This is a genomic window from Lactobacillus sp. LL6, from assembly GCF_007570935.1.
GTDB lineage: Bacteria > Bacillota > Bacilli > Lactobacillales > Lactobacillaceae > Lactobacillus.
Map to the genome: position 1 here is coordinate 1,345,539 of NZ_VLLR01000001.1, position 12,150 is coordinate 1,357,688.

At 32.2% G+C, this 12,150-nt stretch carries 13 protein-coding genes and 1 riboswitch; of the genes, 2 read left to right on the forward strand and 11 right to left on the reverse strand.

What is annotated here, in order from left to right; translation table 11 throughout:
- The first annotated feature begins 234 nt into the window (after positions 1-234).
- Positions 235-768 carry a streptococcin A-M57 gene (locus FOD82_RS06345; RefSeq protein ID WP_144355636.1) on the forward strand — a complete coding sequence of 178 codons (534 nt, stop codon included), beginning with the start codon at positions 235-237 and terminating at the stop codon, positions 766-768.
- Positions 769-1,019: 251 nt separating this feature from the next.
- On the opposite strand, the gene FOD82_RS06350 is transcribed toward FOD82_RS06345, so the two are convergent.
- From FOD82_RS06350 to FOD82_RS06370, 5 genes are all read right to left on the reverse strand, one after another.
- A complete protein-coding gene (locus FOD82_RS06350; RefSeq protein ID WP_144355637.1) occupies positions 1,020-1,940 on the reverse strand; it encodes a DUF2974 domain-containing protein in 921 nt (306 codons plus the stop codon).
- A 66-nt stretch (positions 1,941-2,006) separates the two neighbouring features.
- Complete coding sequence (locus tag FOD82_RS06355; RefSeq protein ID WP_144355638.1) at positions 2,007-2,663, reverse strand: amino acid ABC transporter permease; 657 nt, start codon at positions 2,661-2,663, stop codon at positions 2,007-2,009.
- Positions 2,664-2,676: 13 nt separating this feature from the next.
- On the reverse strand, positions 2,677-3,309 hold the full coding sequence (locus FOD82_RS06360) for an amino acid ABC transporter permease (RefSeq protein ID WP_144355639.1): 633 nt from the start codon (positions 3,307-3,309) through the stop codon (positions 2,677-2,679).
- Complete coding sequence (locus FOD82_RS06365) at positions 3,310-4,158, reverse strand: transporter substrate-binding domain-containing protein (protein WP_144355640.1); 849 nt, start codon at positions 4,156-4,158, stop codon at positions 3,310-3,312.
- A gap of 14 nt (positions 4,159-4,172) precedes the next feature.
- Positions 4,173-4,910, reverse strand: a complete 738-nt coding sequence (locus tag FOD82_RS06370) for an amino acid ABC transporter ATP-binding protein (RefSeq protein ID WP_144355641.1) — start codon at positions 4,908-4,910, stop codon at positions 4,173-4,175.
- Positions 4,911-5,220: 310 nt separating this feature from the next.
- On the opposite strand from FOD82_RS06370, the gene udk reads away from it, so the two are divergent.
- Complete coding sequence (gene udk / locus FOD82_RS06375) at positions 5,221-5,850, forward strand: uridine kinase (protein ID WP_144355642.1); 630 nt, start codon at positions 5,221-5,223, stop codon at positions 5,848-5,850.
- A 40-nt stretch (positions 5,851-5,890) separates the two neighbouring features.
- Here the strand turns inward: udk and FOD82_RS06380 are convergent, their stop codons facing one another.
- The 6 genes from FOD82_RS06380 to FOD82_RS06405 all read right to left on the reverse strand — a co-directional run bounded on the left by FOD82_RS06380 (position 5,891) and on the right by FOD82_RS06405 (position 12,132).
- Positions 5,891-6,475: an ECF transporter S component gene (locus FOD82_RS06380; protein ID WP_144355643.1), complete on the reverse strand. Its 585-nt coding sequence runs from the start codon at positions 6,473-6,475 to the stop codon at positions 5,891-5,893.
- Positions 6,476-6,530: 55 nt separating this feature from the next.
- A riboswitch (TPP riboswitch) is annotated at positions 6,531-6,621 on the reverse strand.
- A 35-nt stretch (positions 6,622-6,656) separates the two neighbouring features.
- The gene (locus FOD82_RS06385) at positions 6,657-8,444 is read right to left on the reverse strand and encodes an ABC transporter ATP-binding protein (RefSeq protein WP_144355644.1); all 1,788 of its coding nucleotides are present in this window, start codon (positions 8,442-8,444) and stop codon (positions 6,657-6,659) included.
- On the reverse strand, positions 8,437-10,170 hold the full coding sequence (locus tag FOD82_RS06390) for an ABC transporter ATP-binding protein (protein ID WP_144355645.1): 1,734 nt from the start codon (positions 10,168-10,170) through the stop codon (positions 8,437-8,439). The genes FOD82_RS06385 and FOD82_RS06390 overlap by 8 nt, the downstream gene beginning before the upstream one ends.
- Entirely contained in the window at positions 10,167-10,616 is a 450-nt protein-coding gene (locus tag FOD82_RS06395) for a helix-turn-helix domain-containing protein (protein WP_242450203.1), read from the reverse strand. The genes FOD82_RS06390 and FOD82_RS06395 overlap by 4 nt, the downstream gene beginning before the upstream one ends.
- Before the next feature lie 114 nt (positions 10,617-10,730).
- Positions 10,731-11,297 (reverse strand): hypothetical protein, encoded by a 567-nt coding sequence (locus tag FOD82_RS06400; protein WP_144355646.1) that lies wholly within the window; start codon positions 11,295-11,297, stop codon positions 10,731-10,733.
- A 49-nt stretch (positions 11,298-11,346) separates the two neighbouring features.
- Complete coding sequence (locus FOD82_RS06405; protein WP_144355647.1) at positions 11,347-12,132, reverse strand: DUF4097 family beta strand repeat-containing protein; 786 nt, start codon at positions 12,130-12,132, stop codon at positions 11,347-11,349.
- Between the last annotated feature and the right edge of the window lie 18 nt (positions 12,133-12,150).

The window sequence follows — 12,150 nt, forward strand, 5'->3', positions numbered from 1 at the left end:
GGCGAGTTTTTTTATTAATTATTTTTCTTTCAAAAATCCAGCCTTATCAATCAAACTTGCCAATTTATTAAAGCCGCTGTTATCTGGAAAACGTTTTTTATTATTTTAAATCATCTAAAAGATATTTCATTAGAGTTACCAATATCACTTCTTTAATAAAGCTTATTGCACCACTTTAATATATTTGTTATAATTTTTTAAAAATTAATATTTTAAAAGAAGAGAGATGTGTTTATGAATAAAACAAAATCACAATCAATCAAAATCATTAAATTATTAATGGTTTTTACTATTATTTTAGAATTATTTGCGACACTTTCAAGTAATGTATATGCGAGTGATTCAGTACAATCTCAAGATGTTGATACTGTAGCGACAGAATTACAAAAAATGTTTGCTCATGGCGTAAGTCAAGAAAATCTTAATAAATATGCTAAAGAAAATTTTAGCAAACAAGAGTTACAAGCAGCTAGTCGCGAATTAGATGTTAATTATTTAGCAAATACTAGTTCAACTACATATTCTCCATTCATTTCAATGTTCAGTTGGAATAGTATGGGCAAGTGTATGTACAATAAAATTAAAGATGAACTTTTTGCAATGGTAAATGTTGGCGTTATTGTTAAATACGCAAAGAAAAAGGCTTGGAAAGAGCTAGCAAAAGTAGTAATTAGAGTTGCAAAAGGAGCTGGTGTAAAAACAAATGCTATTCTTGTAGCAGGTCAGTTAGCCGTTTGGGCAGTGGCATGTGGTATGGAGTGGAATTAGTACACAAGAGATATGGGTAAAAATTTAATAGATTTTTTTATCACCTACCTACTTTTATTTTTATACTACTTACTAGATATGCGAGTCCTCAACTTTCAAACATTTATAAGACCTATGTTGATGAGCTTTGTTTTAATTTTCATAGGAAAATCTATATCATATTTTTGTAAGAAAAAATAGAGTTTAAACTATACAGTATATGAATAAAAGGCTTAGTTTTGAATTTAATCAAAATTAAGCCTTTTTATTAATTATTTTTCTTTCAAAAATCCAGCCTTATCAATTAAACTTGCCAATTTATTAAAGCCGCTGTTATCTGGAAAACGTTTCTTCAAATCTGTTAACTTTTCTGCGGCAAGTTTTCTTACTTCACCAGCTTGTCCCTTCTTTTCTAAGGCCTTAGCTAAATCATTAGTCTTAGTTAAAAATTTTCTCTCATTCAAACTTTCCCTTAAAAATTCATCATCAACTTCGCGCAAAAGCAAGTTGCCATCTTTATCAAAACGATACCCACCCCACATATGCTGCTTAATGGGTGACATCGGCGTTGAATCTACATACATCAATCTTCCTACCATGTGATGAGTAGCAGTAATGCCAAGGGTTACTGGATCATAAATATCTACATAGTTATAAATTTTTGTTCTTAATTTTGCGGCAACTTGACGCTGTTTTTGAGTTAAAAGTAACCAAATATTAGTACCTTCATATAAATATGCACCATAAATAGAACTTGGATGGTGACAATTAGCTAAAGCATATTGAGCATTAATTGATCCCAGTGAGTGCCCATAAATATAAAAATGTGCTTTAGGATATTTATTAATCGTCTTATTTAAAAGTTTTGCTGCAGAATTTAATTGACTGGGAATTTTCTTTTCATTATTGATAAGCAATGATACTAAAATTGGTAAATTTGTCTTAAGCCACTCATCCCGCCAAGTTGTCGGATTACCTTTTAAAAAGCCATATGAACCCTTATATAAAATCGTAACTTCATTTTGATTCGTAATTACAAAAGCTCTTAAGCCATCTTTTTCATAAATAGAATCTGTAACAATTCCAATAAAGTGACCACTAATTTCAATTCGTTCGCCTAAGTTTAAATTTTGATATGACTTTTTAGTTAATTCTATTCGGTCTAAGTCTGTTAATTGCAAATTTGCATCCATGTTTATTTTCCTTACAAAAAAATACTAACTACTTTAACTTTAACACGTAGTTAGTATTTTTTGATATTAATCGTTTGAAAACTTCTTTTGTAAGTAAGATGCAACCATTGATAAGCAGAAACAAACTACAAAGTACATTACCGCAATAATCAAGTACATTGGAATCATATAGTTAGTGTCTTGACTATAAACGATTTGTGCATGATAGAGAAGTTCTGGCAAGATAATAATCGTTGCAAGAGAAGTATCCTTAACTAAGGAAACAAATTGTGATAAAAGCGTTGGAATCATCTTCATCAAAGCTTGTGGCATAACTACATAAAACATTGCTTGTAAGTATGTCATACCATTACTTCTAGCACCTTCCATTTGACCAGGATCAACTGCTCCGATACCAGAACGAACAATTTCGGCAATCATTGCACTTTCAAATACAACCAAAGCTATAATCGACGCAACAACTGCGTTAACCCTAATCTGCATTGCTGGCAGTCCAAAATAAGTAAAGAAGATTATTAAAAGAAGCGGCAAGTTTCTAATAATATCTACTATAAAACCAACAATCTTTGACAAAATTGGAACCTTAGAATATCTAATTGTTCCCAAAACAAGTCCAATAATGAAACTTAATGCGATTGAAATAAGTGAAACATAGATTGTAACCCACAACCCATCAAGGAGGAAGCGGAAGTTAATCCATGAATATGCATGTGAAAAATCCATTTAAATCCTCCTTTTATTTGTTTTCTAAGTGTTGCATATAATATGACAATGGCAATGTTAAAATCAAGTAGAACAACCCTACAATAATATAAGTTGGAATTGTTTGGAAAGTACTTGATGCAATAACATCCCCTTGATACATTAAGTCAAATCCAGCAACAAAGGCTAAAACACTTGAGTTTTTAATTAAGTTAACAAACTGGTTACCTAATGGTGGAATAACAATTCTAAACGCTTGTGGCAAAATAACATATCGCATTGCTTGCCAATAAGTCATCCCATTACTTCTGGCCCCTTCCATTTGACCATCTCCAACGGATTGAATACCAGCTCGCACAGTTTCTGAAATAAATGCAGAAGTATACAGTGTAAGTCCAATTGTACCTGCTGCAAATCCACTCATTTTAATCCAAAATTGTGGAATAACTAAATAAAAGATCATCGCAATAACCAATAGAGGGATATTACGGAATATTTCGATATAAACACGAGCAACCCCACGCCAAAATTTATTTGGCATAGTTTCTAAAATGGCAAAGACGGTTCCAATAATTAAACTAAAAATTAAAGCTAAGATACTACATAAGATAGTATTCCAGAAACCAATCAAAAAGGTTTGCCAATTATTAACCAATAATGACCACATTTATCTTTCAGCCTCCTTTATACTAAATCCTGGGATACCGTCAAACCATTTATGCATTAAACGATTATAAGTACCATTTTTCTTAAGTTCATTAAAAGCTTTATTGATTTCACTAGCCATCTTAGTCTGTCCCTTATCAACAGCAATACCGTAAGGTTCATGAGTAAAAGTGCCCCCAACAACTTTGTAGCCTGGGTTTTCTGCAGCAATCCCTGCTAAAATACCATTATCAGTACTCATGGCTTGGCCTTGACCAGCCTTAAGAGCTGTAAAGCATTGACCATAATCATCATATTCAAGAACACGAGCCTTTGGAGCAAACTTGTGAATATTTTCTACTGCAGTTGTTCCTTTAACTGCTACTACAACTGTGCCAGCTTTATTTAAGTCCTTAACTGACTTAATTGAACTCTTTTTAGATACTAAAAGAGACTGCCCAGCATTAAAGTAAGGTTCTGAAAAAGTAACTTGCTTTTTACGCTCTGGCGTAATAGTTACAGTAGCCATTAAAGCATCAACATTTCCATTTTTTAAAACTGGAATCTTAGTTTTTGAAGTTGTTTGGAACAATTCAGCTTTGGCATCTTTTCCTAGCATTTGTTTAGTAATTGCCTTAGCCAAATCAATATCAAACCCAACTAACTTATTTTCTTTAATATCCATGATACCGAATAAACGTGTATCATTTCTAACGCCCCAGATAATCTTTTTGCTTGCTTTTACTTGGCTATAAACTTGATCTTTTTCTGGTTCAGCTGTGCTATTGCCATAACTTTCACAAGCACTAAGTGAAACGACTGCTAACAAAAAAAGCGTTACAAAACCAAGCTTCTTCCATATTTTTCGCATAAGAACTACCTCGGTTAATTTGTAATAATTTTACCCAAAAATTCTTGTGCACGTTCAGTATTTGGATGAGCAAAGAACTCTTCTGGTTTACGATCTTCCAAAATATGACCTTGATCAAAGAAAATCAAGCGATTTGCGACTTCTCTTGCAAAGCCCATTTCGTGAGTAACAACAACCATTGTAATACCTTGTTCTGCAACAAGTTTCATAACATCTAAAACATCCTGAATCATTTCAGGGTCAAGTGCACTTGTAGGTTCATCAAACAAGATTACCTTTGGATGCATTGCCAAACTTCTTGCAATAGCTACACGTTGCTGTTGACCACCTGATAAATTACGTGGAAACATATGAGCTTTGTTTTCAAGGCCAACCTTTTTGAGAAGGTCCATTGCAATTTCTTCATTTTCATCTTTAGGACGATTCAATACGACACGCGGTGCTAATTCGATATTTCCTAATACAGTATGATTTTCATATAAATTAAAGTGCTGGAATACCATTCCGACATCCTTACGAATCTTGTTAATATTAGTCTTCTTATCAGCTAAATCATAACCATTAACAATTAATTTACCACTATTAATTGGTTCTAATCCATTCATAGTACGAATAAGCGTACTCTTACCAGAACCAGAAGGTCCAATAATTGAAACGACTTCGCCTTCATTGATAGTTAAATTAATATCCTTTAAGGCATGAAATTTACCATAGTATTTGTCAACATGATGGAATTCGATAATTGGTGTCATGTTTTACATCCTTTCATACATAGCGTTAATTTAAATTTTACCTTTTTTTCACAAAAAAGAAAAGTGCCTTTTTAATTAAATCCCACACATTTTTATATTGTATACTAAAAATGGTTAGTTATTTACTGAATTATAATACTATACTTTTCCTAAGCGTTCGTTATTTCTGGTACTTATTTCTTATTCTCTGTCTTAAATATTCGTTAAATTAAACATTACACAATTTTTTTATTAAAAAATCACCTGTAAATGTTGTCACAACGCTATTTTACAGGTAATATTGGTAAGGATATATTTTAAGGAGTAAAAAATGACAAATCTTGATAAACCTGTGATTATTGGAATTACTGGAGGTTCTGGTAGTGGAAAAACTACTATCGCCCATAAAATTGCTGAAGAGTTTGATGATAATGACCGTATAACGATTATTACACAAGACTCATACTATAAGGATAATACTGGCATCCCTATGGAAGAGCGAATGAATATCAATTATGATCATCCAAACGCATTTGATATGCCACTTCTTGAAAAACAATTGGGAATGCTTTTGAAGCGTCAAGCAATTGAAATGCCAACATATGACTTTACTGCACACACTCGAAGTGATGAAACAGTTCATGTAGAACCTGCAGATATCATTATTTTGGAAGGAATCTTAGTTTTATTTAATGAAGAGATTCGTGACTTAATGGATATTAAAGTTTATGTTGACACTGATGATGATATTCGCTTCATTCGTCGCCTTGAACGTGACATGAAAGAACGCGGTCGTTCACTTGACTCTGTAATCAATCAATATATGGATACAGTTAAGCCAATGTATCATCAATTTATTGAGCCTACTAAACGTTATGCTGATATTATTGTTCCCGAAGGCGGCGCAAACAATGTAGCAATTGATATGCTTACTACTAAGGTTGAATCAATTTTAAGTTAAAAAAGAGTGGTTTCAAAACCACTCTTTTTAATTTGCCAGTTTAATCAATGTCTAACTTAGGTTTCAATGCTCGCTCAAATAAATTAGTAATCAATTTTACTAACACTCCATCAAAAAGTAATGCCGATACTACCCCTACAATAAACATTGTAATTTGTAAATTAAGACTATATTTGTACCAGCCATAAATAAAGTATTGCGGAATATAACCACCCAAGTTAGCACAAAATGCTCCAGTTAGCACACTTTTCCAAGAATATTTTTCATAACGGCTTTTTTTAGGAAAAAAGCCAATCTCATTAGTTGCACCTTGAATGGCTCCTTCTAAAATCGTTAAAGCGCCCCATTGACCACCGATTGCCATTTCAACCACTGACGCTATTGCTTCTCCTAAAATACCCGATCCACAAGTAGGAACAAAGTACATAGCTAATGGAGCTGCCATATACCATAATCCTGAAAACACCATATCCATTACTGGAGCATAACCAGTTGGCAGCATAATAAATTTTGTTAAGTTGTAAAGATTATTAAACCCATAAGTATAAATAATCCCCATTAAAATTCCAATTAAAGCTACTAATATCACTGATTTTACATCCCATTTAGATGATCTTGTAAACATAAAAAGCTCCTAACTAAACTACAAATAAGCCAGCTAGGAGCATTTAATTGATATTTTGCTTCTTTTTTCACTTCCCTTACGCAAGTATTGCCTTGTTCAAGTTCAAAGGGTATTGTCTCAGCTAAATAGCACCCCTAGTGACTTAATCATTTGTTATGTAACGCTTTCATTATAACACAATTTATTCAAATGACATCTGATTAGTATATAAATCATAGTAAAAACCATGTTCTTTTAAAAGCTCTTGGTGATTACCTTCCTCAATTACATTTCCATCTTTTAGAACTACAATTTTATCTGAATTCAAAATTGTTTTAAGACGGTGCGCAATCACAAAGCTGGTTCTTCCAGCAATCACTGCATCCATAGCTTTTTGAATTTTTGCTTCTGTAACTGTATCTACGTTAGAAGTAGCTTCATCTAGAATAAGAAAAGTTGGATCTGTCAAAATAGTTCGAGCAATTGAAAGAAGCTGTTTTTGTCCAGTTGAAAAAATTGTATTTTCATCAGAAACTTCAGTATCATAACCATCTGGCAAAGTCATAATAAAATCATGAATTTGAGCTTCTTTAGCTGCTCGAATCACATCTTCACGACTTGCATTTGGTTTACCATATTTAATATTATCTTCGATTGTTCCAGTAAACAAAACTGAGTCTTGTAACACAATCCCCACATTATCACGAAGTGATTTCAAGGTAATGTCCCGAACATCTACGCCATCAAACATTACGTGTCCCTTATCTACGTCATAAAAACGATTAATAAGATTCATAATTGTCGTTTTTCCTGAGCCAGTTGGTCCAACTAAGGCAACAGACTTGCCTTTATCTACTGAAATATTAACTCCATGTAAAATTTCTTTGTCCGGAGTATAACCAAAGTATACATTTTCAAGTTTTACTCCATCCTTAATTTCCGTTAAAACTTCACCATCAAGTTCTGGATTTTCTTCAGCTTGTTCTTCAACCGCATTAAGTCTGCGACCTCCAGTAAGTGCTAACTGAATCATTGAATAGATTGAAGTAAGCTGCGTCAAGGGTTGGAAATAAGTTTGAGAATATTCTACAAATGTTACAATCAATCCCAATCCGACAGCCTGACTTACTTGACCAGATACGATCATCCAAGCGCCACCTACAATAACAATGGCTAAATTAAGTAAGGATAATCCCTGTAACAATGGGAAGAGCATCCCTGAATAAAATTGCCCGTTAAACATCGCATGGCGAACTTTATTATTGTAAGTTTTAAAGCCATCAATTGATTCTTCTCGCAAGCCATTTGCAATAATTACTTTTTGACCATTAATTTGTTCATTAATGTAACCATTCAAATCACTAATTTCATCTTGTTGCTTATCTAAGTACTTGCGAGCTTTTTTCATAATGATAATACTAATTATCAAAATAAATGGCGTAGTAGCTACTGTCATTGTAGCCATCATTGGGTTTACAACGAACATAATAATAATAGTCCCAATGAAAAGTGTACCTTGAGAAATAATTTCAAAAACAGCATTATTCATTGCATTAAAAATATTATCAAGATCAGAAGTAAATAATGATAATAGCTTACCATCTTGATGAGTATCAAAATACTTAATTAACATTCTTTGGAATTTTCCAAACAAATTTTCACGCATATCATTAGTAGAATCAGCATTAAACTTAGACATAACCATCCAAGCAATAAAAGTTGAAACAATTCCCAATGCATAAAAGCCAATCATCAAACCTAAAGCTTGATAAAAGTTATTTAATTGATTCTGTCCCTTAAAAGCACCTGCAACAAATTTAGTTAAACTTGAAACCGCATTTCCTAAGAAAATTGGCGCAATTACTTGCGTTGCAGTTGAAATCAATCCCAAGACAATAACAATTGTAATACCTTTCCAATAAGGTTTAAGATAACGAGCAAAATAAGCTAAGGCCTTTTGAACATTGCTTTTTTCTGGAGCTTTATTCATTTAATTCACCTCTTTTTTCTTTTGCTTTTTGACTATCATATATTTCACGATAAACTTTTGAAGTTTTAAGAAGCTCATCATGACTTCCCATAGCCACTAATTTTCCTTCATCAAGTACTAAGATCTTATCAGCGTTCTTCACAGACATAATTTTTTCAGCGATAATCATTGTTGTCGTATTCTTTAAATCATGTTCTAATGCTTCTTGAACTAACTTTTCACTTTTAGCATCAAGTGCAGAAGTAGAATCATCTAAAATTAAAATTGGTGGCTGACTTACAACCCCACGTGCAATTGAAAGACGTTGTTTTTGTCCACCAGAAAAGTTAGCTGATCTTTCTTCTACTTCATGATCAAATTCATCGGGATAACGTTTAATAAATTCTTGAGCTTGAGCAATTTCTGAAGCTCGCTCTAATTCATAATCGGTGGCATCTTTTTTACCTTGGCGCAAATTAGACGCAATTGTTCCTGAAAAAAGAATTGCTTTTTGTAAAACTAAAGAAACTGTATCACGCAAAGTTTTTTCATTAATTAACTTTAAATTCTTGCCACCAATTTTAATTTCACCATCAGTTGGATCATATAGTCTGGCAATAAGCTGAGCTAAAGTTGACTTACCAGACCCTGTGGCTCCAACTACACCTATCATTTGATGAGGTTCAATTTTAAATGAAATATCATGTAAAGTTTCATCATTACCATCTGGATAAGTAAATGATACATGATCGAACTCAATTGATTCCGATAATTCTTCTTCTGGTGCATTTTCATCAAATTTAACATCTGCTTCTGTTTCAAGCACTTCTGCGATTCTCTTAAGAGAAACATTCCCACGTGAAAAAGTCATCAAGACCATTCCACCAATTAAAATTGCAAATAATAAAGTTAAAATATATGAAACATATGGACTTACAACAGTTACATCACTTGGATGTGATCTGATACTGGTTCCTACTAATAAAATTACCAAAGCAATTACAAGATATGCTATCAACATAAATGCTGGCATAATTGCAGAGAACCAGTAACCAATTTTAATATTCAAATCGTTTAAATAGTCCGATGTCTTATTAAATTTCTTAATTTCGTTATTTTCTTGATTAAAAGACTTTACTACTCTTACGCCCTGTAGATTTTCCTTGACCCTAGTAGAAATTTGATCCATTGTCTCTTGAAACTTATTAAAGAGGCTGGTCATATTTTTCATAACCCAAGTTCCAACACTCAAAATCAATGCCAGCATCAAAACCGGTGCCCACCAATAGCGCGGAATTGTAATAATTGCTAAAACAAATGAGCCAACTAAAATTATTGGAATTCGCAAAAGTTGCATAAATAGCGTCATCATCATATTCATAATTTGGTTCATATCATTGATTAAACGCGTAGTTAATGAACCAGTTGAGAATTTTTCAATATTCGCTAGAGAAAAACTTTGAATTTTACTATAAGTTTCTTCACGTAAATCACTAGTTACTCCTTGAGCAATCTTAGCAGCATAATAAACGTTAAAAATCCCAGCAACAATTGCAATTATTCCCAAAATTACTAACCAAATTCCATCACGTAAAACTCTTGACTGATTATTAACAAGAAGTGCTTTTTGAATATCTTCAAGAACACGCGGTTGCCAAAGAGTTGAAAAGGCCGAAATCAAAATAGCAATTACAGCACCAATAATTTCTTTTTTGTAATTTTTAAGGTGTGGCTTTAAAATCTTCACTTATTTTCCCCTTCTTTCTTTAATAAACTCCAAAAAATCTCGCTCCATTCACAAGAAAGCTGAGATAGTTGCATCATTTTCTCTTTTCCCATTATGTTAGAAACTTTTGTTTCTAATTCAATCAGAGGAGTTATTTTTTTGTAAGCATATTCTTCACCTTTTTTAGTAAGAGAACAATACTTTTTTCGCCGGTCATTATCATCTTTAATTAATTTCACATATCCTAAATCTTGTAAATGGTGAATACCTTTATTTATTGATTGTTTTGGCAAATCACTTAAATTTACAAGTTCTTTTTGAGTTAATTTTTTATGGAGTAAAAGTTCATATAAAAGTACACTCATATAATCCGGCATCTTATTTTGTCGGTTCCACTCTTCATATGCTTTATTAGCTCGCACTATAGCTAAATATATTTTTTCAGTTGTATCCATATTTATTTCCATACTTCACATCCTTCTTCATTCAATTTAGTCCATACACATACCTTTAGAATTTTAGTATGTGTGGGGACTATTGTCAAGACAAAAAAATAACTCATAATTAGTGAGTTATTTTTACTATTTTAATTTTGAAAAATCATACTTACGATACTTAACTGCTAAATCGGCTTTTTTAAATAACACTCCATGAATTTCACGATCACCAAAATCATACGCTAAAAATAAGCACTGATGTCCCTTAAATGTTCCTAGCATATAGATAATATCTACACTGCCTAGCACATCACGAATTCTAAGAGAACTGAGACCATTTATTGTATCAACTTTACCAATTGAAATATTCCCAGCATATTGCTTATTTTGCTTTTCAGAATTATGATCCAACTTAATGTTTCCAGTTTTTTGATAAACGACAGAATCGTTAACTAAGTGCTTTGTAATTACTAACTTACGAGCACTTTTTGAAAACTCATCACTTCGATACCAATTACCGCGAAATTCACTTGGAATCGTCATCAAACTAAGACCGGGATATTTTTTAGAGGTATCTATCTTTTTTTCTTTTATTTGAGTTACTTTATTCTGAACTTTACTCGAATTAGTATGATTTTTTGAATTATTATTCTGACTAGAACATGCAGTTAATCCAAGAATTGCAATTATTGATACTATCGCTTTTTTCATAAATTTTTCCTTATAATTAATATCTTACATAATTATAAGGAGAAGTTGACTATTTTACAATATTGTCACCCTTCATTGTCTTCATTGTAATAAAGTTATCAAACTGGGTATTTAATTCTAGATGTCCTTGACGAGTTTCTTTAAATAATTTATTTGTTCCATCAAGCGTATCCAAGCTATAGCCATAACCATCGCCCATAACACCTTCAACTTTATTATCACCATCGCTGTTTCTAATAAAGTATTTACCATTAAACTTACTATCCCAAATTCTGCAATCACCATCAATTAAATTAATAGAGCCACCAGTTAAGTGCATCCGTTTCATATAGGCATCTCCATCATCTAATTGAATAGCAACATTATCAAGATCAGTATTATCAGCTTTGAAGTCACCATCTAAAACATAAATTTCTCCTGACTTAATATTACTGTCTTCTAAGTCTACATCACCATTGCTACTTTTAATGTACATATTTGCAACAATTAATTTTCTTAATTTGAAGTCTCCTTCAATCGAAGAAAAGTTTAACTTATCAATTTGTGCTTCTCTTGGAATAGTAACCTTAACTCCTAAATCATAACGATGATTCAAATCATAAGTTACATTAATTTCTTCACGGCTATTTTGTTCAATATTCATAATATCGCCAATAAGTTCAACTCTTGGCATTTCTTCCTTGATACCTTTATAGGTAACTTCAAAACGATCACCGTTTTCAATTCTAATATCACTAGATAGCAATCTAATATTCAATGAAGCAAACTTTTCCGTAGACAAGCTTTTCTTAATGATATCTTCATCTGTAATTCTTCTTGTTTTTTCATGTAACATTTTACAATCTCTCCTTTT

Bases quoted from the DNA above. Each gene is read 5' to 3' on its own strand.
- FOD82_RS06345 (WP_144355636.1), top strand. From the start codon at position 235: ATGAATAAAACAAAATCACAATCAATCAAAATCATTAAATTATTAATG.
- FOD82_RS06350 (WP_144355637.1), bottom strand. From the start codon at position 1,940: ATGGATGCAAATTTGCAATTAACAGACTTAGACCGAATAGAATTAACT.
- FOD82_RS06355 (WP_144355638.1), bottom strand. From the start codon at position 2,663: ATGGATTTTTCACATGCATATTCATGGATTAACTTCCGCTTCCTCCTT.
- FOD82_RS06360 (WP_144355639.1), bottom strand. From the start codon at position 3,309: ATGTGGTCATTATTGGTTAATAATTGGCAAACCTTTTTGATTGGTTTC.
- FOD82_RS06365 (WP_144355640.1), bottom strand. From the start codon at position 4,158: ATGCGAAAAATATGGAAGAAGCTTGGTTTTGTAACGCTTTTTTTGTTA.
- FOD82_RS06370 (WP_144355641.1), bottom strand. From the start codon at position 4,910: ATGACACCAATTATCGAATTCCATCATGTTGACAAATACTATGGTAAA.
- udk (WP_144355642.1), top strand. From the start codon at position 5,221: ATGACAAATCTTGATAAACCTGTGATTATTGGAATTACTGGAGGTTCT.
- FOD82_RS06380 (WP_144355643.1), bottom strand. From the start codon at position 6,475: ATGTTTACAAGATCATCTAAATGGGATGTAAAATCAGTGATATTAGTA.
- FOD82_RS06385 (WP_144355644.1), bottom strand. From the start codon at position 8,444: ATGAATAAAGCTCCAGAAAAAAGCAATGTTCAAAAGGCCTTAGCTTAT.
- FOD82_RS06395 (WP_242450203.1), bottom strand. From the start codon at position 10,616: ATGGAAATAAATATGGATACAACTGAAAAAATATATTTAGCTATAGTG.
- FOD82_RS06400 (WP_144355646.1), bottom strand. From the start codon at position 11,297: ATGAAAAAAGCGATAGTATCAATAATTGCAATTCTTGGATTAACTGCA.
- FOD82_RS06405 (WP_144355647.1), bottom strand. From the start codon at position 12,132: ATGTTACATGAAAAAACAAGAAGAATTACAGATGAAGATATCATTAAG.